The sequence below is a fragment of the Brachybacterium sp. p3-SID957 genome (assembly GCF_025144775.1).
In the GTDB taxonomy this organism is placed as follows: Bacteria; Actinomycetota; Actinomycetes; order Actinomycetales; family Dermabacteraceae; genus Brachybacterium; species Brachybacterium epidermidis.
In genome coordinates this window covers 12,495-35,091 of sequence record NZ_JALXKT010000031.1, presented here as the reverse complement: position 1 = coordinate 35,091, position 22,597 = coordinate 12,495, and the positions used below count along the sequence as shown (strand labels likewise).

General features: G+C 70.5%; 18 protein-coding genes and 6 tRNA genes. 8 read left to right on the top strand and 16 right to left on the bottom strand.

The annotated features are described in order from the left end of the window. Positions 1-23 precede the first annotated feature (23 nt). The 8 genes from thrS to M3B01_RS08360 form a co-directional block, all read right to left on the bottom strand. Positions 24-2,024, bottom strand: coding sequence for a threonine--tRNA ligase (gene thrS / locus M3B01_RS08395; RefSeq protein ID WP_259791100.1), 2,001 nt, complete (start codon positions 2,022-2,024; stop codon positions 24-26). A gap of 159 nt (positions 2,025-2,183) precedes the next feature. Next, the gene (locus M3B01_RS08390; RefSeq protein ID WP_259791097.1) at positions 2,184-2,801 is read right to left on the bottom strand and encodes an FMN-dependent NADH-azoreductase; all 618 of its coding nucleotides are present in this window, start codon (positions 2,799-2,801) and stop codon (positions 2,184-2,186) included. A 181-nt stretch (positions 2,802-2,982) separates the two neighbouring features. Then, complete coding sequence (locus tag M3B01_RS08385) at positions 2,983-3,909, bottom strand: sensor histidine kinase KdpD (protein WP_017823711.1); 927 nt, start codon at positions 3,907-3,909, stop codon at positions 2,983-2,985. Continuing rightward, a complete protein-coding gene (locus M3B01_RS08380) occupies positions 3,906-4,622 on the bottom strand; it encodes a response regulator transcription factor (RefSeq protein WP_259791095.1) in 717 nt (238 codons plus the stop codon). Before M3B01_RS08380 ends, M3B01_RS08385 begins: the two co-directional genes overlap by 4 nt. Continuing rightward, positions 4,612-5,127: an OmpA family protein gene (locus tag M3B01_RS08375; protein ID WP_259791093.1), complete on the bottom strand. Its 516-nt coding sequence runs from the start codon at positions 5,125-5,127 to the stop codon at positions 4,612-4,614. The genes M3B01_RS08380 and M3B01_RS08375 overlap by 11 nt, the downstream gene beginning before the upstream one ends. Further along, complete coding sequence (locus M3B01_RS08370; RefSeq protein ID WP_259791091.1) at positions 5,124-5,834, bottom strand: hypothetical protein; 711 nt, start codon at positions 5,832-5,834, stop codon at positions 5,124-5,126. The genes M3B01_RS08375 and M3B01_RS08370 overlap by 4 nt, the downstream gene beginning before the upstream one ends. A gap of 350 nt (positions 5,835-6,184) precedes the next feature. Beyond that, positions 6,185-6,256, bottom strand: a tRNA-Val gene (locus M3B01_RS08365). A 24-nt stretch (positions 6,257-6,280) separates the two neighbouring features. Beyond that, positions 6,281-6,356 (bottom strand) — tRNA-Gly (locus M3B01_RS08360). Positions 6,357-6,650: 294 nt separating this feature from the next. Between M3B01_RS08360 and M3B01_RS08355 the strand changes: the two genes are divergently transcribed. The 3 genes from M3B01_RS08355 to M3B01_RS08345 all read left to right on the top strand — a co-directional run bounded on the left by M3B01_RS08355 (position 6,651) and on the right by M3B01_RS08345 (position 6,980). Continuing rightward, positions 6,651-6,722 (top strand) — tRNA-Val (locus M3B01_RS08355). A gap of 47 nt (positions 6,723-6,769) precedes the next feature. After that, positions 6,770-6,842 (top strand) — tRNA-Gly (locus tag M3B01_RS08350). A gap of 64 nt (positions 6,843-6,906) precedes the next feature. Further along, a tRNA-Cys gene (locus tag M3B01_RS08345) sits at positions 6,907-6,980 on the top strand. 114 nt (positions 6,981-7,094) lie between these two features. Here M3B01_RS08345 and selD read toward each other — a convergent pair. After that, on the bottom strand, positions 7,095-8,081 hold the full coding sequence (selD, locus tag M3B01_RS08340; RefSeq protein WP_193865444.1) for a selenide, water dikinase SelD: 987 nt from the start codon (positions 8,079-8,081) through the stop codon (positions 7,095-7,097). A gap of 204 nt (positions 8,082-8,285) precedes the next feature. Here selD and M3B01_RS08335 point away from each other — a divergent pair. The 4 genes from M3B01_RS08335 (at position 8,286) to M3B01_RS08320 (ending at position 13,109) form a co-directional block, all read left to right on the top strand. Then, positions 8,286-8,380 (top strand) — tRNA-Sec (locus tag M3B01_RS08335). 29 nt (positions 8,381-8,409) lie between these two features. Next, positions 8,410-9,789 (top strand): L-seryl-tRNA(Sec) selenium transferase, encoded by a 1,380-nt coding sequence (gene selA / locus M3B01_RS08330; protein ID WP_259791086.1) that lies wholly within the window; start codon positions 8,410-8,412, stop codon positions 9,787-9,789. Further along, positions 9,789-11,576, top strand: a complete 1,788-nt coding sequence (selB, locus tag M3B01_RS08325) for a selenocysteine-specific translation elongation factor (RefSeq protein ID WP_259791106.1) — start codon at positions 9,789-9,791, stop codon at positions 11,574-11,576. Before selA ends, selB begins: the two co-directional genes overlap by 1 nt. A gap of 240 nt (positions 11,577-11,816) precedes the next feature. After that, entirely contained in the window at positions 11,817-13,109 is a 1,293-nt protein-coding gene (locus M3B01_RS08320; RefSeq protein ID WP_259791083.1) for a hypothetical protein, read from the top strand. Positions 13,110-13,188: 79 nt separating this feature from the next. Here the strand turns inward: M3B01_RS08320 and M3B01_RS08315 are convergent, their stop codons facing one another. Next, on the bottom strand, positions 13,189-13,674 hold the full coding sequence (locus M3B01_RS08315; protein ID WP_259791080.1) for a DUF973 family protein: 486 nt from the start codon (positions 13,672-13,674) through the stop codon (positions 13,189-13,191). A 3-nt stretch (positions 13,675-13,677) separates the two neighbouring features. Continuing rightward, positions 13,678-16,380, bottom strand: a complete 2,703-nt coding sequence (valS, locus tag M3B01_RS08310) for a valine--tRNA ligase (protein ID WP_259791077.1) — start codon at positions 16,378-16,380, stop codon at positions 13,678-13,680. A 92-nt stretch (positions 16,381-16,472) separates the two neighbouring features. Here valS and M3B01_RS08305 point away from each other — a divergent pair, with 92 nt between their 5' ends. Next, the gene (locus tag M3B01_RS08305; protein ID WP_259791074.1) at positions 16,473-17,273 is read left to right on the top strand and encodes a metallophosphoesterase; all 801 of its coding nucleotides are present in this window, start codon (positions 16,473-16,475) and stop codon (positions 17,271-17,273) included. 114 nt (positions 17,274-17,387) lie between these two features. Here M3B01_RS08305 and M3B01_RS08300 read toward each other — a convergent pair whose 3' ends face one another. From M3B01_RS08300 to M3B01_RS08280, 5 genes are read right to left on the bottom strand one after another with little or no spacing between them, the layout of a single operon-like run. Beyond that, on the bottom strand, positions 17,388-18,446 hold the full coding sequence (locus M3B01_RS08300; protein ID WP_259791072.1) for a biotin/lipoate A/B protein ligase family protein: 1,059 nt from the start codon (positions 18,444-18,446) through the stop codon (positions 17,388-17,390). 53 nt (positions 18,447-18,499) lie between these two features. Next, complete coding sequence (locus tag M3B01_RS08295; protein ID WP_259791070.1) at positions 18,500-19,771, bottom strand: hypothetical protein; 1,272 nt, start codon at positions 19,769-19,771, stop codon at positions 18,500-18,502. 41 nt (positions 19,772-19,812) lie between these two features. Continuing rightward, positions 19,813-20,883 carry an ATP-binding cassette domain-containing protein gene (locus M3B01_RS08290; protein WP_259791068.1) on the bottom strand — a complete coding sequence of 357 codons (1,071 nt, stop codon included), beginning with the start codon at positions 20,881-20,883 and terminating at the stop codon, positions 19,813-19,815. Continuing rightward, entirely contained in the window at positions 20,880-21,731 is an 852-nt protein-coding gene (locus M3B01_RS08285; RefSeq protein WP_259791066.1) for an ABC transporter permease, read from the bottom strand. The genes M3B01_RS08290 and M3B01_RS08285 overlap by 4 nt, the downstream gene beginning before the upstream one ends. Continuing rightward, positions 21,724-22,518 carry an ABC-2 family transporter protein gene (locus M3B01_RS08280; protein ID WP_259791064.1) on the bottom strand — a complete coding sequence of 265 codons (795 nt, stop codon included), beginning with the start codon at positions 22,516-22,518 and terminating at the stop codon, positions 21,724-21,726. The genes M3B01_RS08285 and M3B01_RS08280 overlap by 8 nt, the downstream gene beginning before the upstream one ends. Positions 22,519-22,597: the final 79 nt, after the last annotated feature.

Below are 22,597 nucleotides of genomic sequence, written 5' to 3'. Positions count from 1 at the left end.
CTCGGCAGCGCGCGGCTGCTCGCTCACACCTGCGCCTTGTCCCTGATCGAGGCGACGATCCGCTCCACCGCCTCGTCGACGGGGATGCCGTTGTCCTGGCTGCCGTCGCGCATGCGGAAGGAGACCGCACCCTTGTCCTGGTCCTCGCCACCGGCGATCAACAGGTAGGGCACCTTCTCCTTGGTGTGGGTGCGGATCTTCTTCTGCATCCGGTCGTCGGAGGCATCCACCTGGACCCGTACACCGTGGGCGCGCAGCTTCTGCGCCACCTGCTCCAGGTAGGGCACGTACTCGGCGGCCACCGGGATGCCCATCACCTGCACCGGGGCCAGCCAGACCGGGAACGCTCCCGCGTAGTGCTCCACCAGCACGCCGAAGAACCGCTCGATCGAACCGAACAGGGCGCGGTGGATCATCACCGGGCGCTGGCGGGATCCGTCAGGGGCGGTGTACTCCAGCTCGAAGCGCTCGGGCAGGTTGAAGTCCAGCTGGATGGTGGACATCTGCCAGGTGCGGCCGATGGCGTCCTTGGCCTGCACGGAGATCTTGGGGCCGTAGAAGGCGGCACCGCCGGGATCGGGCACCAGGTCCAGCCCGGAGGCGGTGGCCACCTCCTCCAGGGTGCGGGTGGCCTCCTCCCAGGTGGCGTCGTCGCCCACGAACTTCTCGGGGTTCTTGGTGGACAGCTCGAGGTAGAAGTCCTCCAGCCCGTAGTCCTTCAGCAGGTCCAGCACGAAGGTGAGCAGCGTGGTGAGCTCATCGCGCATCTGCTCGCGGGTGCAGTAGATGTGGGCGTCGTCCTGGGTGAAGCCGCGGGCACGGGTGAGGCCGTGCACCACACCGGACTTCTCGTGGCGGTAGACGGTGCCGAACTCGAACAGCCGCAGCGGCAGCTCGCGGTAGGAGCGGCCCCGGGAGCGGAACACCAGGTTGTGCATGGGGCAGTTCATGGGCTTGAGGTAGTAGTCCTGGCCCTGCTTGGTGATGGCGCCCTCGGCGTCGCGCTCCTCGTCCATGTGCATGGCGGGGTACATGCCCTCGGCGTACCAGTCCAGGTGCCCGGAGGTCTGGAACAGCTGCCCCTTGGTGATGTGGGGGGTGTTCACGAAGGAGTACCCGGCCTCGACGTGGCGGCGGCGCGAGTAGTCCTCCATCTCCATGCGCACCATGGCGCCCTTGGGGTGGAACACCGGCAGCCCCGAGCCGATCTCGTCGGGGAAGGAGAACAGGTCCAGTTCGCTTCCCAGGCGGCGGTGATCGCGGCGCTCGGCCTCGGCGATGCGCTCCTGGTAGGCGCGCAGCTCCTCCTTGGAGGGCCAGGCGGTGCCGTAGATGCGCTGCAGCATCGGGTTCTTCTCGCTGCCGCGCCAGTAGGCGGCCGCCGAGCGGGTGAGGGCGAACCCGTTGCCGATCAGCTTGGTGGTGGGCAGGTGCGGGCCGCGGCACAGGTCCGTCCAGACCACCTCACCGCGGCGGTTCACGTTGTCGTACATGGTCAGCCCGCCCTCGCCCACCTCGACGGCGGCGCCCTCGGCGGCCTCCCCGGCGTTGGACTTCAGGCCGATCAGCTCGAGCTTGTACGGCTCGTCGGCCTCCTCGGCGCGGGCGTCGTCGTCGGAGATGTCGCGGCGCACGAAGCGCTGGCCCTCCTTGACGATCCGGTTCATCTCCTTCTCCAGGGCCTTGAGGGACTCCGGGGTGAAGGGCTCGGCGACGTCGAAGTCGTAGTAGAAGCCGTCGGTGATGGGCGGGCCGATGCCCAGCTTGGCGTCGGGGTTCACCTTCTGCACGGCCTGGGCGAGCACGTGGGCGGCGCTGTGGCGCAGGATCGACAGGCCGTCCTCGCTGGAGATCTCCACGGCCTCGACCACCTGGCCTGCGGCCAGCGGGGTGTAGAGGTCACGCAGCTCTCCGTCGATGCGCAGGGCGATCACCTCGCCGCGACCCTCGAAGAGCTCGGTGCCGGTGGTGCCCTCCTCGACCTGCTGGGGACTGCCGTCGAGGGTGATGTCGAACTGGGCCACGGTGATGCTCCTTGCATTGAGGGGTCGCGATCCGGCCTACGGTGCCGGCTCCACGAGCCATCGTAGACGGGCGCGACAGTGCCCCGCACCGGCCGTGCGCACTCGCTTCCCGCCGGCCACCGCCGCCCTGAGCCACCCGCCCCTCACCGGGCTGGCGGCTCAGAGCCCGCGCGCCAGCTCCCTCACCCTGTCGTGAGCCTCCTCCAGGATCTGCTCGGCACGGTCGGGCTCGTGGTCCATGCCCTCCGCCGCCACCGTGTGCACCTCGCACCCCAGGAACGAGAACATTCCCCTGATGTAGAGGCAGGCCGGGTCCTGCTGGTCGAAATGGCCGCCACTGGCCTGCAGGTGGACCACCGTCTTGCCCTTGACCAGGCCTTCCGCGGCACCCTCCTCCGTGTACCGGAAGGTGACCCCGGCCCGGCAGATGGTGTCGATCCAGGCCTTCAGGCGTGTGGGCACAGACAGGTTCCACAGGGGGTTCGCGATCACCACCAGATCGGCCGCCTGGAACTGCTTGGTGTACTGGTCGAACAGGGCGAGCTTGTTCTGCTGGGGCCCGGTCAGGTGGGAGAAGTGCTCACCGTCTGCCAGGCGCTCCCAGCCGGTCATCATGTCCAGGTCGATCTCGGGCACGGCGGTCTCGTACAGGCGCACGTCGTCGACGGAAGCGTCGGGGTGCGAGGACCGCAGCTCCTCGAGGAATACGTCGGCCATGGCCATGGACCGGGACTTGCTGGAGTCGAGGGGGTGGGCACGGATGACCAGTACACGCATGGGTGGGCTCCTTGTGGGGTGTCGTAGGCATCATCGCCCGGGGGCCTGATGCGAGATGCGCCACTTCCGACCCTAGCAACGGGAACGAGCCCTGGTGGCTCGTGGCGTGGGCTGTTCTCGGTGTGGCCACGGGCACCGTCGCGATGCTCCGACGGGACGTGGACGGCGGATGACCGGTCTCTCAGCCGCCCGACGTCGGTCCAGCGGCGGGCAGGCTCAGGGTGAGCGTGGATCCCTCCCCGTGCCAGGAGTCCAGGCGCGCCGTCCCGCCGTGGCGCTCGACGATGGCGCGGACCATCGGCAGGCCCAGGCCGGAGCCCTCGACGGAGCGAGCCTCCTGGGCCCGCCCCAGCTCCTCCCACACCAGGTCCAGCTCCTCGGGTGCGATGCCGCGTCCGGTGTCGGCGATCTCCAGCACCACCACGTCCTCGGCGGCGCGGCCCCGCACCTCGATCGCGTCCCCCGGGGCGGAATACTTCACGGCGTTGGTCAGCACGTTCACCAGTGCCAGGAAAAGCAGGTCCTCATCCCCCACGATCGGCGGGAGCGGACGCGGAGCGGTGGGCAGCGAGACGGCGATGCGCCGTTCGCCGGCGCCGGGAGCCTCGGTGATGGTGGCGACGGCCTCCTCGACGAGGGCTGCCGGATCGATGGTGGTGAGCTCGAGCGCGGTGTGCTCCACCTCGCCGATCTTCCGCAGATCCCCGAGGAGACTGGTCAGGCGCTGTGACTGGGCGTCGATGCTGGCGCGCTGCCGCTCCGAGGGCTCGTCGGCGAGCGCGGCACGGATCCCCTGGATAGGGTTCTTGATCTCGTGGTCCAGTCGCGCGAGCAGTCGGCGCCTGCTGGCCGTCTGCTCCTGGACGGTGCGGCGGCGCACCTGCTCGACGTGACGGCGCATCGCGATCAGGGTCACCAATGCCGGCAGCAGCAGGGCACTGATCAGCAGGCCCACGGCGAACGGCAGCCATGGCAGGGACACCGTCATGTAGAACGTCCCGTCACCACCGGCGGCCCACCAGATCACCGAGAGCGCCAGGCCCAGCACGGCGGGGACGATCACCGCGCCGGCCAGGATCCTCAGATCCTCCTGCGTCCTCGCGCTCATCCGCGCTCCACCGGATGCACGAAGCGGTAGCCGAGCCCCGGCACGGTCTCCACGTACGAGGCGGCCGCGGCGTCCTCGCCGAGGACCCGGCGGATCTCCGCCACCCGGTGGTCCACGGCACGGCTGGTGACGATGGCGTCGAACCCCCACACCGTCTGCAGCAGGCGCTCGCGGCCGAACACCTCGTCCGGATGGGACATGAGGAACTCCAGCAGGGCGAACGCCCGGGGGGTGAGCTGCTTCTCGACATCGCCGAGGAACACCCGCCGCGCCGGGCGGTCGATCCGCAGCGCCCCGGCCCTCAGCGCCTGGGCGGCGCTGAGGGGGACGGAGCCCCGGCTGCTGCGGCGCAGCACGGCCCTGATCCGAGCCAGCAGCTCCTGCGGGTCGAAAGGCTTGTTGAGGTAGTCGTCTGCCCCTTCGTCCAGGGCCGCGGCACGCTCGAAGCTCTCCCCCACCTGTGTGAGCAGGATGACCGGCAGCCAGTCGTGACCCGCCCGGATGCGGCGCAGGGCCTCCCGGCCGTCCATCACCGGCATCATCACGTCCAGGATCACCAGGTCCGGGGTGCTCGCCTCGATGCTGCGCAGGGCCTGGGCGCCATCGGCCGCCGGCTCGACGTCCAGGCCGCTGCGCTCGAGCACCCCGGTGAGGTGCTCGCGGATGGTCGCGTCGTCATCCACCAGCAGGATGCGGGGACGATCAGCCGTCATAGCGGATCTCGACGCGGCGATTCTCGGCGCGGCCCTCCGGGTTGTCCTCCCCGCCCTTGCTGTTGGGGGCGACGGGATCGGTGTCGCCGTGACCGGTGACCGTGAGGTCCAGATCTGGCCTGGCGGCGGCGATCGCATCGGCCACCGCCTGGGCGCGCTCCTGGGAGAGCACGTCGTTGCCGCGGTGGTACGGGACGTCGTCGGTGTGGCCGTCGACGGAGACGGCTCCGCCCTCGGGGATCTCCCCCACCACCTCACCGATCTTCTTCTGCGCGGCCTCGCTCAGCTCGGCCGAGCCGACGTCGAACAGGACGTCCGACTCGAGGGTGATGGTGGTGGTGCCCCCTTCGGTGACCCGGTCGTCGACCGGGGTGACGTTGCGGTCCATCGCGGTGATGTTGGCATCCAGGGAGATGACGTCATCGGCCCGCGCGGCCCCCGCGCCGATCAGCAGTGCCGCGCACAGCGCGGCGACGCCGAGGGGTCTCGTTCCCGTGCGCCTCATCGAATCTCCACCCCCGTGGCCATCGGTGCACCGTCGACCATCATCACGTCCATGGCGGTGACGTCCTCCGGCGGGGCGGCGAAGGAGGCGTAGGCGTAGAAGGTCTGACCGGGCTTGAAGCGCATGCTCTGGTAGTCCGTCTGCCCGACCTTGGCGCCGCCCAGCACACCGTGCTTGTTGAGGTTCACGGTGTCGATGGCGTACGGGTGCCATCCGCTGTTGCCGAGGAAGTGGTAGAGCTGTCGCGCGTCCTGGGAGCCGGTGTCGCTGTTGACGGTGAAGGCGAAGGTGGCCACCACCGTGTCGTCGCGCCGCTCCAGGCCGAACAGCTCCACGGTCATGGTCGCCTCGTCATTGCCCTCGACGGTGGCAGGGATCTCTGCCGTGGCCACCGGTTCCCCGAGGCCGCTCAGGTCCACGCCTGCCGCAGCGGCGTCGTCGTCCACCACCGCGTCCTCCTCATCGGAGCCCGCCGTGCCGTCGCCGCCCCCCTCGCTCCCGCCGTCGGAGGCCTGGGGATCGTGCTGATCCGCCTCGGAGCCGTCGCCTGCGGGGTCCTCGCCCTGCTCGACGGCGGGATCGGAGCCGCCCGTCGTCTGCTCGTCGTCCCCGATGCCGAACTGGCACCCGGCCGCCAGTGCCGTGATCAGGCTCGCAGCGGCCAGGCCGCGGACGATGCGGGATGTGCTGCGGGATGTGGCATTCATGATGCGCCTCCTCGGGCGATAGTGGACGGCCCCCTGCCGTCCGCTTGCTCTCGACGCTATCGGCGCGGTGTGGCAGCGCTGTCGCACCGCCGTCGCCGTGCCGCGATCCTATGTCGCCATCTGGCGACAGGCAGGCGGCGGGGCCGATCACGCCGCGGTATCGCGCCGGTGGCCACGGGGCAGAAGGGGCCCAGGAGCCGTCGGAGAACAAGGAGCCGTGAGAACCCGAGCCATGACAAGGGGCCGCAAGAGCCTGAACCCATGGGCAGCCATGGATCAGTCGGCTCCAGTACCGCGCCGTCGAGGGAATGCAGAACAGCCCCGGCCGGAGCCGGGGCTGTTCTCATGGGTGGGCGATACTGGGATCGAACCAGTGACCTCTTCCGTGTCAGGGAAGCGCGCTACCGCTGCGCCAATCGCCCGTGCACCCGAGGGTGCTGAGGAGATGGAGCGGACGACGGGACTCGAACCCGCGACCCTCACCTTGGCAAGGTGATGCTCTACCAACTGAGCCACGTCCGCGCATCGGCCAAGCCGACGAAGGAACACCCTAGTGCGCCCGCGGTTCAGTGCGCAAACGCATGCGGCCCCTCGTGGCAGAGGTCACCGGGCGGCGCGGCCATCGGTACACCTGTCGCGGCCGCCGGCACGCCCGTCAGAGAAGGATCCCTCACCGTGCAGGGTCAGCACCCACGAGCCGAGTCGACTGCCGACGGGGCGTAGCTCACACCCCTGGATGCACGGGCCACCCCGGGAAGCGTGTAATATTCTGGAGGTCCGCCTGAGAGGGCGGGCATCGAGGGTGCAAGCACCTGAGGGCGATTGGCGCAGCGGTAGCGCGCTTCCTTCACACGGAAGAGGTCACTGGTTCGATCCCAGTATCGCCCACGGCGAGGTTCACGCAGTCCCTCCGGGGAAACCATGGACAGCGCAATGCGGACGTGGCTCAGTTGGTAGAGCATCACCTTGCCAAGGTGAGGGTCGCGGGTTCGAGTCCCGTCGTCCGCTCCGGGAGCGGCGCACCCGACATCACTGTCGGGAGCGCCTTTTCCATAAGATGCGCAAGCATCGTGGTGGGTTGGCCGAGAGGCGAGGCAACGGCCTGCAAAGCCGTGTACACGGGTTCGAATCCCGTACCCACCTCCACCGTCGCCTCCGGGCGCGGCAGGGGGGGGGCCCCCGGGCCCCCCCCCGCCCTCGTTCGATCCGGTCTGCGCAGCGTCGTCGGCGTTCCGCACGGCCGGGGCGATCGATGCGCCCTCAGCGCACGTCGATGCCGGAGCCGACCACGGTCTCGCCGATCACCGGGTAGCCGGGCACCTCGCCGACCACCAGCAGGCCGCCAGAGGTCTGCGCATCGGCCAGCAACAGCAGATCCTCCTCGGCGATGCCGGACCCGGCGCGCACCTGGTCGCGCACCCAGTCGAGGTTGCGACGGGTGCCGCCGGAGATGTAGCCATCGCGGAGGGCCTCGGCCGCCCCGTCGATCAGCGGTACCGCGGCCCGGTCGATCACGGCTCCCACCCCGGAGGCCCGCACCATCTTGTACAGGTGCCCCAGCAGGCCGAAGCCGGTGACGTCGGTGGCCGCCTTCGCTCCGGCCTCAAGGGCGGCGACGGAGGCGTCACGGTTGAGCGCGGTCATGGTGTCCACGGCGGCCTGCGACACCTCGCCGGTGGCCTTCTGACGGTTGTTCAGCAGGCCCACGCCGATCGGCTTGGTCAGCGTCAGGGGCAGGCCTGCTTCCGCGGCGTCGTTGCGCAGCAGACGATCGGGGTGCGCGGTGCCGGTGACCGCCATGCCGTACTTGGGCTCGGGGTCATCCACCGAGTGACCTCCGATCACGGGGACACCGGCCTGGTTCGCGATCGCGAGGCCACCGCGCAGCACTTCGCGCAGCAGGTCGAAGGGGAGCACGTCCCGGGGCCAGCCCACCAGGTTGATGGCCACCACGGGAGTGCCGCCCATCGCGTAGATGTCCGAAAGAGCGTTGGCGGCGGCGATGCGACCCCAGTCGAAGGGGTCATCCACCACGGGGGTGAAGAAGTCCGCGGTGGACAGCACCGCCAGACCGTCCTGGACGCGCACGGCGGCGGCGTCGTCCCCGTCGTCCAGCCCCACGATCACCGAGTCGAACTGCTGACCGGCGAGGGCCGAGACAGCATCCTCCAGTTCACCGGGCGGGATCTTGCAGGCGCACCCTCCGCCGTGGGCCATCGTGGTGAGTCGGATCGTGTCAGCAGTCATGGATCGAGTCTAGAGTGCCTGTCATCAGGTCGGACGGGTCGATCGCCCCCCGTCAGCAGCAGGGGCCGTCAGGATCGGCACCGGACGGGTCGGTGCTGTACGCGCTCGCGGCCACCGACGGGGTATCGGCCGGGGACGGCGAGCAATGGCGGGGATTCGACCTTCCCGCCTGACCATCGGCCACGACCTGGTATTTTGGTTCTCGGAGGCGTACGTGTCCTGGTGGGCGCCCCGGTCTTCAAAACCGGTGAGACCGAGCATCTCGGTCTGGCGGGTTCGATTCCCGTCCGCCTCCGCCAGCATGCCCGCGCGCCGACGAGGAGGTCCGATGGTCGCCGACGAACAGGATCCGCGCCGTCGGATTCCCCGCACCGACCAGCTGCTCGGGCACCCGCAGGTGCGTGCCGCCGGGGAGGCCATGAGCGAGCGTGTGGTGCGCGGCATTGTCCGCGCTGCACAGGATCGGGCGCGCCGCGGCGACATCTCCCCCGAGCAGGTGCTGGAGGAGATCCTGGCGGCCGTCGGGGAGCGCCCCGCCGGCTCCCTGCGCCCCGTGCTGAACGCCACCGGTGTCATCGTCCACACGAACCTGGGGCGAGCGCCCCTGTCCGAGGTGGCCCGCCGGGCAGTGTCCGACGCGGCCGGGTACACCGATGTTGAGTTCGACCTGGCCACCGGTGCCCGTTCCCGACGCGGTGCCGGGGCGCGCGCCGCCCTGCTCGCCGCCTGCCCGCAGGCCGAGGACGCCCTGGTCGTCAACAACGGCGCAGCTGCCCTGGTGCTGGCCACCACAGCTCTGGCCGGCACCGGTGAGGTGGTGCTCAGCCGTGGCGAGATGATCGAGATCGGCGCCGGATTCCGCCTGCCGGACCTGATCGCCTCCGCCGGTGCACAGCTGCGCGAGGTCGGCACCACCAACCGCACCCACCTCGCCGACTACACCGACGCCCTCGGTGCGAACACGGGGTGCGTGCTCAGCATCCACACCAGCAACTACCGCATCATCGGCTTCACCAGCAGCGTCCCGATCGCCCAGCTGGCACCGGAGTGCCGGGAGGCCGGGGTGCCGCTGGTGGCGGACCTCGGCAGCGGCCTGCTGCAGCCTGAGCAGGCCCTGCCGGAGGAGCCCGACGCGAACACCGCCCTGCGGCAGGGGGCGGACCTGGTGATCGCCAGCGGCGACAAGCTGCTGGGAGGCCCCCAGGCCGGGATCCTGCTGGGCAAGCGCGAGATCATCGCGCGCCTGGCCCGCCACCCCCTGGCCCGTGCCGTCCGGGCGGACAAGCTGGCCCTGGCCGCCGTGGGGGCCACCCTGACCGGTCCCACGCCACCGGTGCTCGCGGCACTGCGCACCGATCCCCGTCAGCTGCGTGCGCGGACCGAGCAGGTGGCGGCGCGCCTGGGCGCGCCCGTCGTCGAGCACGACGGCCGCGTGGGCGGCGGCGGTGGGGCGGAAGTGCCGCTGCCCGGCTGGGCGATCCAGCTGGAGGAGCAGCTCGCAACGGCGCTTCGCAGCGGAGACCCTGCCGTGGTGGGGACCGTGAAGGACGGCGCCTGCCTGCTCGACCTGCGCTGCGTGCCCCAGGCCCAGGACGACACGCTGACCCAGGCAGTGATCGCCGCTCGTGAGCGCCTGGCAGGCGCGCCAGGTCCCGGAGCGCACTCGAGGGCCGGAGCAGAACCGACGACCGGAGAAGAGCAGGAATGATGCAGGTCATCGCCACCGCCGGCCACGTCGACCACGGCAAGTCCACCCTGATCCGCGCGCTCACCGGCATCGAGCCGGACCGCTGGGCGGAGGAGAAGCGCCGTGGTCTCACCATCGACCTCGGCTTCGCCTGGACCACCCTGCCTTCGGGGCGCGAGGTCTCCTTCGTGGATGTCCCCGGGCATGAGCGGTTCCTGGGCAACATGCTCGCCGGCCTGGGTCCGGCCCCGATCGTGTGCTTCGTGGTCGCGGCCGATGCCGGCTGGCAGGCCCAGTCCGACGATCACCGCGATGCCGTCGCCGCCCTCGGCATCGACCAGGGCATCATCGCGATCACGCGCGCCGATCTGGCACCCGAGAGGATCGACGAGGTGGCGGCCCAGGTGCGCTCCGAGTTCGCAGGGACACCGCTGGCCGAGGCGCCTGCGGTCGCGGTCTCCGCCGTCACCGGCCAGGGGGTGGACGAGCTGCGGTCCGCCCTCGACGAGGCGGTGGAGCGCGCGCGCGTACCGGATGTCGGGGAGCGCGTGAGGCTGTGGGTGGACCGCTCCTTCACCATCTCCGGTGCCGGCACCGTGGTCACCGGCACCCTGGCCGCCGGCACCCTCACGAAGGGACAGCGCCTGGACCTGCATGGCGCCGAGCGGCGCGCACAGGTCGTCGTCCGGGGCCTGCAGAGCCGTGGGGGCCAGGTCGACAGTCTCGGCCCCGTCAGCAGAGCCGCGGTGAACCTGCGCGGTGTGGACCACGAGCAGGTCTCGCGCGGTGACGCGCTGCTGACGCCCGGCGCCTGGGAGCTCACCGACCTGGTCGACGTGCGCGGCATGACCGGGCAGGCCCTGGGCGACGCCCCGGAGGAGCTGACGGCGCACGTCGGGACCGCAGCGGTGGCCGCACGCGTGCGGCCCCTCGGCCGGCAGCATGCCCGGCTCACTCTGGACCGTCCGCTGCCGCTGACGACGGGGGACCGGATGGTGCTGCGCGGCAGCGGCTCCCACGCGGTGTACGCGGGCGTGCATGTGCTGGATGTGGACCCGCCCGCATTGGACCGGCGCGGCGACGGGGCCCGTCGTGCGGCTGTGCTCCAGCAGATGCCGCTGTCCGGGGACGCCCTCCTCGAGGTGCAGCGGCGAGGCGCGATCCCGGAGCGGGTGCTGCGGCGTCGTGGCATCCCGGTGCCGGACCCCCTGCCCGCGGGCGTCCGGCGTGTGGGGGAGTGGCTCGCGGACACGGACGCTCTCACCCGCTGGACCGACGCGCTCAGCGCGGCTGCCGAGGCACATGCGCGCGCGAACCCGCTGGCAGCGGGACTGCCCGCGCGGGCCGCGCTGGACCTGCTGACGCTGCCGGACGAGTCACTGCTGGGACCTGTGGTGGCCGCGGCCGGGCTCGAGCATGTCGACGGTCGACTGCGCGCCCCGGGATCCGCTTCAGGACTGGGCGCTGCAGAGTCCGGGATCGCAGCGCTCGAGCAGCGGCTGCGCGACACCCCGTTCCAGGCACCCGAGGCGGAGGACCTCGCCGCGCTGCGTCTGGGGCCGCGGGAGCTGGCGGCCGCGGAGCGGCTGGGGCGTGTGCTGCGTCTGCCCGACGGCGTGGTCCTGCTGCCCACCGCTCCGGCCCTGGCGATGAGGGAGCTGGCCGCTCTGACCCAGCCGTTCACCACCAGCCAGGCCCGGCAGGCACTCGGCACCACCCGCCGCGTGGCGATCCCGCTGCTGGAGCACCTGGACGCACGTGGCTGGACCCGCCGCGTGGACGCCGGCCACCGGGAGATCGTGCGCTGATCCAGCATCACCCCGGTACCCCGCGGTGCTGCTGGTAGGTTCGCACGCCGTTCGCGCGCACAGCGACGCAGGCCGGTGCTCGGTACCGGGCATCGCCCGGGTGCGGCGTCCCGGTGTGAATGCTGAACTGCGGGGCTTCGTCCTGGTCGGACTCCGCATGGGGAGTACTCCCCATGGGCTGGAGGTGCTCGCCCACGTACCGTGGTGCCCATAGCGAGGCGATCAGGGAGAGGCTTCACCATGGCAGGGTTCTACGGGGGCGACACCGAGCAGATGCGTTCGCAGGCACAGGCCTGCGAGCTGGGCGCCCAGCGCATCCACGACATGACCAGCATGATCAGTGCTGCCATCGACGCGGTGCCGTGGTTCGGCCCCGATGCCGTTGCCATGCGTGCTCTGTGGCACGGCACGGTCAAGCCCGGCATGATCGCCAAGGCCGAGGACATCCGCGCCAAGGGCGTGGAGCTCGATCAGCACGCCACCGAGCAGGACCGCGCCTCCGGGCCCACCGATCTGGCCGGTCTCATCGACGTCGTCGGCGACATCCTCCGGGACATCCTGCCTCTGCCCACCAGTTCCGGTCTGCCGATCGGGCCGCACGTGCTGGACAACCTCAGGGACGGCCTGGGGGATCTGTTCCGCGGCGGCGGGTCGGGCGAGCAGGAGTTCTACGGTGGCCCCGGCTACGGGTCGCGCGGCCAGATGTTCGGTGAGGACCGCCCGGTGGGAACCCAGTTCGAGTGGAACCCCACGATCTGGGACGGTCCTGGCTTCTCCCGCGACGGCATCTCGATCGACCCGTACGGTGGCTTGAACTACAGCGCCGGCACCAACGTGACCACGGACGACTTCGGCAACACCACGGGCACCTTCGGCGCTCGGGGCAGTGGTGAGCTGGGCATCACCACTGACTACGATCTTCCCTTCGGCTTCGGGATGGACTCCACGCACCGCATCGGGATGGAGGCCTACGGTGAAGGCGGAGGCACCATAGGGCCGGACGGGTTCAGTGGTGGTGCCCGCGCAGGATCCGGCCTCTATGCAGAGCAGAACGTGGGGATCACCCACGACTCCGGAGCATCCGCCGCGATGACGACCAGCGGATGGGTGGGCGCGGACGCACACGCCAATGCTCACTCCCACGCCACCCGCAACGCCGACGGCAACGTCAACGGATGGACCTCCGGGTTCGACGTCGGTGCCTTCTCAGGTGCGCAGGTCACGCAGAAGTACGAACTCACCTCTCCCGGTGGTTGGTTCACCGGCTCCACCTCGATCAGCGAGAAGGCCGGTGCGGGTGCCGGCCTGAGCTCGGGCTACACCGTCTCTACGGATGAGGTGTCCTTCTCCATCGGCGGTCATGCGGCGAAGGTGCTCGGGCTGGGTGGCTCCACCAGCATCGGCATGAACCCGAATGCGATCGTGGATTCGTTCACGCCGGGTGACTACAACCTCGATGACGCCCTCCGCGATGGCGGAGCCTTCATCGGTGACCTCGGCGACGCCACCTCGAAGTACAGCCCCTTCTGGTGAGCAGGAGCGCGCAGCGGGGGTCAGCCGCGCTCTGGCTGATCCCCTGATCGCTGCCCGGTGCTTCCGTGCTCTGATCTAGTCAGTGCCGGTGGGGCTGCGACAGCCACTGCTGGTGGGCCTCCTGCAGCGCTGCACCGGCCCTCAGATACCACGGCGACAGCCCGGTGCTCTCATCGGCGGACTGCATCTTCCGCAACGGCGTGACCGGAACGATCCTGCCGTCCCGCAGCTGAAGCGCGACAGCGGAGCCGGGGTCGGCGGCGCCGGGCACGACGACCCGCGCAATCTGCTGCCAGCGCACGCTGGTGCGGGATCCCAGCCCGGAGGACCAGGAGACTCCCTGGCCGTCGACTCGAGCGCTGGTGCGCCATCCGACCATCGCTATCGCCACCCCGACCAAGGCGATGAGCGCGCCTATGAGCACGAAGATCAGCCCAGCCACGATCGAGCCGCGCGTCAGGGGCGCCAGGCCGTACAGCCCGGTGAACGCGCCGAACAGCATGATGATCGCTCCGATCCACATCAGGATCGTGCTGTTGCTGGAACGGACGGTCCGCGCAGGCATAGGTCAGCCCTTGGTGCGCGGCTGCTTGACCGGGGGTTCACCGAGCTCGGCGTGCTCGGCGGTCACCGATTCGACGTCGCCGCCGCTCACGGTGAGGTCCTCGATGCGACCCAGGGCCACCAGGTCCGAGCGGGCCGCCTCCAGGTGCGAGGCCGATGCCTCGGGCGCCACCAGGGTGACCCGCAGGATCGGGGTCTTCTGGGACACCTTCGCATCGGACTTGATGCGCCGCACCGCGATCACGGCCTGCGAGAGCGCATCCAGCAGCGCGGCGTCCTGACCGGCTGAGGCCTCACGCAGCGGCGCGGCCTCGGGCCACGGCTGGGTGTGCACGCTGCCCTCGCGCCACCAGGACCACACCTCCTCGGCGGCGAACACGATCACCGGGGCGAACAGGCGCAGCAGCACCTCCAGCGTGATCGCCAGAGCCGCCCGGGCCGAGGCCGCGGCCTGCTCCCCGGCCTGGCCGTGCGCACGCTCCTTCACCAGCTCGATGTAGTCATCGCAGAACATCCAGAAGAACGTTTCGACCACGTTCAGGCTGCGCGCGTAGTCCATGTCGTCGAACGCCACCGTGGCCTGCTCGACCACCTCGGCCAGCCGCGCCAGCAAGGCGCGGTCCAGCGGCTCGGTCACGGCCGACGGGTCAGCCGCCAGGCGCCCGGCCGGATCGGCGGGGGCCGGGCCGAAGCCGAGCGCGAACTTGGAGGCGTTGAGGATCTTGATCGCCAGGCGGCGGCCGATCTTCATCTGCCCCTCGTCGAAGGCGGTGTCCACGCCCTGGCGGGCACTGCCGGCCCAGTAGCGCACGCCGTCGGAGCCGTGCTGCTGCAGCAGGCCGATCGGGGTGACCACGTTGCCCTTGGACTTCGACATCTTCTTGCGGTCCGGGTCCAGGATCCAGCCGTTGATCGAGGCGTGCTTCCACGGCAGGGAGTCCTGCTGCAGGTGGGAGCGCACGATGGTGGAGAACAGCCAGGTGCGGATGATGTCGTGCCCCTGGGGGCGAAGGTCCATCGGGTAGACCTTGGCGAACAGGTCCTCGTCGTGGCCCCAGCCGCCGGCGAGCTGCGGGGTCAGGGAGCTGGTGGCCCAGGTGTCGAGGATGTCGGGGTCCGCGGTGAACCCGCCCGGCTGATCGCGCTGGGACTCCTCGAAGCCGCTCGGCACGTCGATGGTGGGGTCGATCGGCAGGGACTCGACCGGGGGAGTGAGCACACGCTCGTAGTCCGTCTCGCCGTTCGCACCGACCGCGTACCAGATCGGGAAGGGCACCCCGAAGAAGCGCTGGCGGGAGATCAGCCAGTCACCGGTCAGGCCCTCCACCCAGTTGCGGTAGCGGGACTCCATGTGACCCGGGTGCCAGGCCAGCTCGCGGCCCCGCTCGATCAGGCGCGAGCGCAGGCCGTCCTCCGACTGGTCGCGGCCACCGTTGGCCAGGTACCACTGGCGGCTGGTCACGTACTCCAGCGGCTTGTCGCCGTTCTCGTAGAACTTCACCGGGTGGCTGATCTTCTTCGGCTCTCCCACCAGGTCACCGGTCTCGGTGAGCATCTCCACCACGCGCTTCTGGGCGCTGAACACGGTCAGCCCCGCCAGCTCGGAGTAGCGGGCGATGCCCTCCTGGGAGGTGATCCAGGGAGCGTCGGCCACGAAGCGACCGTCGCGGCCGATCACCGAGCGGGTGGGCAGGTCCAGCTCGCGCCACCAGATCACGTCAGTGGAGTCACCGAAGGTGCAGATCATGGCGATGCCCGCGCCCTTGTCGGCCTGCGCCAGGGGGTGGGGGTTCACCGGCAGCTCCACCCCGAACAGGGGAGAGGTGACGGTGGTGCCGAACAGGTGCTGGTAGCGCTCGTCGTCCGGGTGGGCCACCAGGGACACGCACGCCGGCAGCAGCTCGGGGCGGGTGGTCTCGATGAACACCGTCTCCCCGGAATCGCCGGTGCGGGAAAAGCCGATGCGGTGGTAGGCGCCCTCGCGGTCGCGGTCCTCCTGCTCGGCCTGCGCCACGGCAGTGCGGTAGGTGACGTCCCACATGGTGGGGGCCTCCGCCTGGTAGGCCTGACCGGCCTGCAGGTTCTCCAGGAACGCCCGCTGGCTCACCGCGCGGGAGCGGGAGTCGATGGTCTGGTACGAGTAGTCCCAGTCCACCGAGAGGCCCAGGGTGCGGAACACCTCCTCGAAGGACTTCTCGTCGATCTCGGTGAGCTTCTCGCACAGCTCGATGAAGTTGCGACGTGAGATCGGCAGCTGGTTGGCGGCCTTCGCGGACTTGTTGTCGCCGCCCTCCTGCGGGGGAGTGAAGTCCGGGTCGTACGGCAGGGAGGGGTCACAGCGCACCCCGTAGTAGTTCTGCACTCGGCGCTCGGTGGGCAGGCCGTTGTCGTCCCAGCCCAGCGGGTAGAAGCAGTTCTTGCCGCGCATGCGCTGGTAGCGCACGATCATGTCGGCCTGGGAGTAGCCGAACACGTGGCCGATGTGCAGGGACCCCGAGGCCGTGGGCGGCGGGGTGTCCACGCTGAACACCTGCTCTCGCGTGGTGTCCCGGTCGAAGGCGTAGTCCTTGCGCTTGCTCCATACGCCGTCCCACTTCGCCTCCAGGCCCTCCAGGGAGGGGCGATCGGGGACAGTGGATCCGAGGGGGGATCCGGGGGCGGTGCCGGCGGTCGTGCCGGCGTCCGGGCGCGCAGAGGTTTCGGTCATGGCCGCCATTGTTCCAGGATGAGCGTGCAGGTGCACGACGGGCCGGTGTCGGTGCCGTCACGCCGGGCAGCAGGGGCCCGTAGCCTGGAGACATGGCTCCGGATCGAATCGCTGTCGTCTCCGACGTCCATGGGAACGTGACCGCCTACGACGCGGTGCTCGCCGACATCACCGATCGCGGCATCGATGTGGTGGTGAACCTGGGGGACGTGGCGGGCAAGGGGCCGCGGGGCTCCCACGCCGTGGCCCTCACCCGCCAGCGCTGCGCGGCGACGGTGCGCGGCAACTGGGAGGGCTACCTCACCGCCGAGGATCCGCCCCGCAACCCGGCTCTGCACTGGTGGCGAAGCGAGCTGACCGAGGCCGACAAGGAATGGCTGGGCGCCCTGCCCGCAGTGATCGACCTCGAGCTGAGCGGGCGCGGTGTGCGGCTGCTGCACGCCTCGGCGGTCGACGAGTTCACCCGGGTGCGCCACGACCACTCGGACGAGGAGTTCGCGGGCATGTTCGCCAGCACCCCCTTCACCCGGGACCGGGAGGTGCTGGGGTCGGGCCCCGGCGATGTCGGCGGCTTCTCGCCGACGGTGGTGGTGTACGGCGACATCCACGATGCCTACCTGGAGGTCCGCTCGGGCCGCACCCTGGTGAACGCCGGCAGCGTGGGCAACTCCCTGGACGGCGACACCGCTGCGTCCTACGTGATCCTGGAGGGGCGGCTCGACGCCGCCGATGCCCCCTTCGGGATCCAGTTCGTGCGGGTCCCCTATGACATCGAGGCCGAGATCGCACTGGCCCGGGAGCTGGACATGCCTGACTGGGAGCCCTACGCGATCGAGCTGCGCACCGGGGTGTACCGGGGGCTGCATGCCCAGCTGGGGCTGACGGTGGAATGAGCGCCCGCGACATCGTCTGCCGTGATGACGCGGGGACGGCTGCTACCGGGCTGGAGGTCGACAGTGGTGCGCATGTGTGCATCGCAGGTGATGCACACGTGATGAGGAGGGTGCTCACGGCACCCGCGCGGTCCACTCCTCGGTGCCGAACTTGGTCTCCACCAGCTCGCGTGCGCGGCCCAGCTCCTCCTCGGTGTAGGTGGCGGGACGGGTGTCGTAGCGGCCGCGGAAGTACTGCAGGAACCCATCGATGATCTGCTCGCGGGCAAGGCCCGTCTGCGACCGCATCGGGTCCACCCGCTTGTTGGCGCTGCGGGTGCCCTTGTCCGAGAGCTTCTCCCGGCCGATTCGCAGCACCTCACCCATCTTGTCGGCGTCGATGTCGTAGGCCATGGTCACGTGGTGCAGCAGCACACCGCCGGCGAAGCGCCGCTGGGCGGCCCCGCCGATCTTGCCCTGCTCGGAGGCGATGTCGTTCAGCGGCACGTACCGGGCGTTGACCCCGATCTCCGCGAGCGCGCCCATCACCCAGTCGTCGAGGTAGGCGTAGGCCTGCTCGAAGCTGAGGCCCTCCACCAGGGAGGTGGGCACCACCAGGGAGTAGGTGAGGCAGTTGCCGGGCTCCATGAACATCGCGCCACCGCCGGTGATGCGCCGCACCACCCCGATGCGGTGCCGCTCCGCGCCCTCGGCGTCGATCTCGTTGCGCAGCGACTGGTAGGAGCCGATCACCACCAGGGGGGAGTCCCAGTCCCAGATGCGGAACATCGGGCCGCGGCGGCCGGCCACCATCTCCAGCGGCAGCACCTCGTCGAGCGCCACGTGCAGCACCGGCTCCATCACCACCGGCTCGAACACCTCGAACGTGAGCTCGTCCCAGCTGCTCGCGTGACCGAGCGCCCGCCGCACCGCGATCGCCACCGCCTCGGCGTCGAACCCGATCATCTGCACCGGCTCCGGGCGGGCGTCGAGGCGCGCTGTGATCGCAGCAGCCAGCTCGGCCGCGGTGGCCTCGACGGGCATGCCGGTCAGCGCGTCTCCGATGTCCTCCAGGGCCTCATCGGGCTCCAGGAAGAAGTCGCCGAACACGTGGACGGTGCTGATCTTCTCGTCGTTGGCCTCGACATCGACGGAGACCAGCTTGCCTCCGCGCACCTTGAACTCTCCGCGCATGTGCGGCTCTCCTTCTCGTGGTCGTCGTTCGTATGGTGAGGCCCGAGGCTGATTCAGGGCTTGGTGGCCAGGGACAGCAGCGCCGCATGGACCGCGCTGACCAGGTCCTCGGGGGTGTCGCCCTTGGCGGCCTGGATGACGTAGGTACGGCCGTCGAACTCGCGGGTCACCCGCGGCAGCAGGGTCTTCCAGTTCTTGGAACCGCCCACGGACACCAGGAACGTCCCCGCACGGGGATCGCCCTCGCGGCGCACCCGGACGCCGAGCATGTCCGCCTCCAGGTCCGGCTGGCGGCGGGCCACCAGGGGGAACCCGGCGGCGGCCAGCAGATCGGGATCGAACACGTCCCACAGCAGGGTCCGCACCTCCTCGAAGCCCACCGAGGCGGGCTCGCCGATGAACTCCGGCAGGTTCGGCACGTAGGCCGCGTCGTTGCGCCAGCGCTCGCCGGAGCTGATCGCCCGCAGCCTGCGCACGGCGCGGTCGCGGGTCTCGTCGTCGGTCAGGGACCCGATGTTCAGGGCGAAGGTGCGGTGCGGCCGCGTGCCCACCAGCCACACGGGCGAGCCCTCCTCGACGGCGTCGAACTCCAGGCCCAGACCGGTGCCGCTGGCTCCGACCTGCAGCCAGGCGCCGGGCCCGCGCCGTGAGGTGCTGAACCGCACTGGCCGCCCGTACAGCTCATCGGCGGCCAGGCGCAGGGTGTCCAGGTGGGAGCGGAACTCCGCGACCAGGTCCTGGTCCAGCAGGCGGCGGGGGGAGCCGGCCCGGAACACCGAGGTGGAGGGGGCGTCCTCGCTGAGCTCACCGATGAGCCGCCAGAACTCCGCGCGCTTGGGGTCCTTCTTGACCAGTCGCTTCGTGAACGTCGCCCAGGTGGTGCGGATCAGGCGCTCGTCGGTCACCTCGAGGCTGCTCTTGCGGTGCTTGGGCATCAGCAGCACCAGGCGGCTCTCCGGTGTGGGCAGGGCCGCCAGGGCATCGCCCACCTGAGCGTCGTCGACGGGTCCGTCCACCGTGATGTCGATGGCGATACGGGCAGCCGGATCGGCATCGACCGATGCCTCCAGGTCGAACTGCTCGCTGCCGGTGCGGGAGGAGGTGCGGAAGGCGCTTAACTCATCCTCGGACCGCAGGATGACCTCGCCGAACGCGGAGCGGGCCTTCGGATCGCGCAGCACGTACTCGAGCATGTGCCGCACCAGCTCCTCGCGCTTGGTGCGCTTGGTGATCTCACCGGTGCCGGATCCGCCGGCCACGGCGCGCTGGGACATGTCGAACGCGTAGGAGATCATGCGTCCGGTGGACAAGGACGAACGTGCCACGGCGTGCTCCTTCTCTCGGCGGGCGCAACAGCGCCACCTGCTCACTCTACGGAACCGGGGCCCCGGGCATAGATCTGTCGCACCAGATCCTCGATCGCGGGCTCGGCCAGGGACAGGTCCCGCACCTCGGCCTGCGCGCCGATCGCCGACAGCAGGGCGGGCACGGTCAGCCGCGCACCCTGGAAGCGGATCCGGTGGCGGATCCCCTCCGCCTCCACGGCCGCCGGCTCGGCACCGGCCGGCAGCTCCAGCACCTGCCGCGGCTGGGCGAGATCGACCACCAGTTCACGGGGAGCCCCGAGGCTCTGGCGGAACCCCGCCAGGGCCCCGTCGTAGGCGATGGTGCCGGAGTTCACCACCACGATCCGTTCGCACAGGCGCTCCACGTCGCTCATGTCGTGGGTGGTGAGGAACAGGGTGGTGCCGCGCTCTGTCCGATCCTCGCGGAGGAATCGCCGCAGTCCCTCCTTGGAGACCATGTCCAGGCCGATGGTGGGCTCGTCCAGGATCACCAGCGCAGGGGAGTGCAGCAGCGCGGCCGCGACCTCGCCGCGCATCCGCTGACCCAGGGACAGCTGCCGCACCGGCTGGTCCAGGAACGCAGTCAGGTCCAGCCCCTCGGCCAGGCGCTCCAGACGGGCGTCCCGGGCGGCGTCGGTGAGGCGATGCATGGCGGCCAGGATCCGGTAGGAGTCTCTCAGCGGCAGGTCCCACCACAGCTGGGAGCGCTGCCCGAACACCACCCCGATCTCGCGGGCCAGCAGCCGGCGCTCGGGCACCGGCTGCCTGCCCAGCACCCGCACCTGCCCGGAGGTGGGCTGCAGGATCCCGGTCATCATCTTGATGGTGGTGGACTTCCCGGCCCCGTTGGCACCCACGAAGCCCACTGCCTCACCGCGCTCGACGGTGAGGGTGATGTCGTCCACCGCCCGCACCACGCGCCTGCGGCGCAGGCGGGAGCCGTCGGCCTTGGCGCGCACCACGTAGTCGCGCCGCAGCGCCGAGAGCTCGACGGCGGGGCCTGACGTCGACGGGGCGGGCTCGGCCGGCTGATCGGGCGCGCTCGGCTGATAGGGCCCGCCCGGCTGCGCGGGGTCGGTGTGGTCGTTCATCCGCCTGCTCCTGTGTACGTGCGGATCCCCGCGCGCCACAGCAGCGCGGCGAGGGCCCAGGTGAGGATCGCCGCCGGCACGCCCATCCAGCCGGTCCACTGCGGCAGCAGCATCGGCCCGGGCAGGTCCAGCAGCACGAGGGTGGGGGCGTAGGCCACCAGGGTCGCCGGGATCACGAAGGTGAAGAAGGCCCGCATGGGCAGGGCGAACACCGCACCGGGGGTGGTGGCCACGTAGTTGCCGCCGTAGGTGAAGGCGTTGGCGAACTCACGGCCGTCGATCAGCCAGAACTGCATGGCACCGGCCATCGTCAGCAGTGCGCCGAAGATCGCGGCGCTCGCCAGCGGGGCGATCACCGCCAGCGCGAGGGTGGTTGCCGTGGGGGTGAAGCCGGCGATCCCGAGGGCCACCACGTACATGCCCAGGCCCACCAGGATCCGCCCGATGCGCCGCAGGGACAGGTCCAGGCTGGAGATCTGCAGCAGCATCGGCACGGGCCGGATCATCAGGGTCTCCAGCTTCCCGGACTTGATGTACGTGGAGAGCCCGTCGATCTCCCCCAGCAGCAGATCAGCGATCCCGAAGGCCAGGGAGCCCAGGCCGTACACCACCGCGACCTGCGGCAGTGTCATCCCGCCCAGGGTGCCCACGTTGGCCAGGATCACCCACAGCTCCAGGAACTCCACGCCCACCATCAGGGCCTGCCCCAGCAGGTCGGAGACGAAGCTGGCGCGGTAGCTGGCCTGGGAGCGGATGCGCGACCCGTACAGGGTGCGCACCATGCGGGCGGTGGACACGGGCCGGTGCGCCCGCGGCTCGGAGGGCCGGGATCTCGAGGTCTCAGCCACCCTGCACCTCCAGTGAGCGCACCCCGGCGCGCAGCATCAGCACCGACGCACCGCCGAGCACCACGACCCATACCACCTGCACCCCGATCAGCGGCAGTGCGTCGAGCGGCGCTACCCGCCCGGACAGCGCGTCGATCGGGGTCTGGACCATGGAGGGGAACGGGGTGGCGCGGGCGGTGGCCAGCAGCCAGTCCGGGAACCACACGATCGGGATCAGGAAGCCCGAGAGCAGGTTCATCACTGCTGTGTACACCGTGATCAGGCCCCGGTTCTCCACCAGCCAGAACGCCGCCAGGTTCACCATCGCATCGGCCAGGAACGCCACCGTGATCGCCAGCATCACCGCGACCGCCCCCAGCAGATAGGACAGCGGATCGAGGGGCAGCGCGATCCCGGTGACGACGGCCCCGATCAGCATCGGCGGGACCCCGCGGGCCAGCAGCAGGTAGGCCGAGCGGCCCAGCTTCGCGGCATAGAGCTGCCCCAGCAGGTCCACGGGTCGCAGCAGGTCGATCGCCACGTCGCCCTGCCGGATCCGCAGGGCGAGCTCGCGGGTGCCGAACACCTCGATCGGGGCCAGCAGAGCCTGACCCAGCCACACGTAGGTGGCGGCCTGCAGGGCGTCGTAGCCGTTCAGCTCCCCGCCGGCGGTGCCGATCGCGGCCAGCATGATGGAGGCGCGGATGAACCCGAAGATGGTGTTGGTGAACACGCCGGCGGCCGTGGCCATGCGGTACGTGGAGTACTGCCGGAAGGATGCGGCGGCGATCCTCCGGTATGCGAGCACTCGCGCGAGCCTAGTCCCGTGGTGACCTGCGAACAAGGGCCAGGCCGTGGAAGAGCTGCAGGTGGCCCGCTAGCGTGTG

Excerpts from the sequence above, each read along its gene's own strand:
- selD (WP_193865444.1), bottom strand. The coding sequence starts at position 8,081 with ATGACTGCTGACACGATCCGACTCACCACGATGGCCCACGGCGGAGGG.
- selA (WP_259791086.1), top strand. The coding sequence starts at position 8,410 with ATGGTCGCCGACGAACAGGATCCGCGCCGTCGGATTCCCCGCACCGAC.
- M3B01_RS08380 (WP_259791095.1), bottom strand. The coding sequence starts at position 4,622 with ATGACGGCTGATCGTCCCCGCATCCTGCTGGTGGATGACGACGCGACC.
- M3B01_RS08290 (WP_259791068.1), bottom strand. The coding sequence starts at position 20,883 with ATGAACGACCACACCGACCCCGCGCAGCCGGGCGGGCCCTATCAGCCG.
- valS (WP_259791077.1), bottom strand. The coding sequence starts at position 16,380 with ATGACCGAAACCTCTGCGCGCCCGGACGCCGGCACGACCGCCGGCACC.
- M3B01_RS08375 (WP_259791093.1), bottom strand. The coding sequence starts at position 5,127 with ATGAGGCGCACGGGAACGAGACCCCTCGGCGTCGCCGCGCTGTGCGCG.
- M3B01_RS08315 (WP_259791080.1), bottom strand. The coding sequence starts at position 13,674 with ATGCCTGCGCGGACCGTCCGTTCCAGCAACAGCACGATCCTGATGTGG.
- M3B01_RS08390 (WP_259791097.1), bottom strand. The coding sequence starts at position 2,801 with ATGCGTGTACTGGTCATCCGTGCCCACCCCCTCGACTCCAGCAAGTCC.
- M3B01_RS08320 (WP_259791083.1), top strand. The coding sequence starts at position 11,817 with ATGGCAGGGTTCTACGGGGGCGACACCGAGCAGATGCGTTCGCAGGCA.
- selB (WP_259791106.1), top strand. The coding sequence starts at position 9,789 with ATGCAGGTCATCGCCACCGCCGGCCACGTCGACCACGGCAAGTCCACC.
- M3B01_RS08385 (WP_017823711.1), bottom strand. The coding sequence starts at position 3,909 with ATGAGCGCGAGGACGCAGGAGGATCTGAGGATCCTGGCCGGCGCGGTG.
- M3B01_RS08300 (WP_259791072.1), bottom strand. The coding sequence starts at position 18,446 with ATGCGCGGAGAGTTCAAGGTGCGCGGAGGCAAGCTGGTCTCCGTCGAT.
- M3B01_RS08370 (WP_259791091.1), bottom strand. The coding sequence starts at position 5,834 with ATGAATGCCACATCCCGCAGCACATCCCGCATCGTCCGCGGCCTGGCC.
- M3B01_RS08305 (WP_259791074.1), top strand. The coding sequence starts at position 16,473 with ATGGCTCCGGATCGAATCGCTGTCGTCTCCGACGTCCATGGGAACGTG.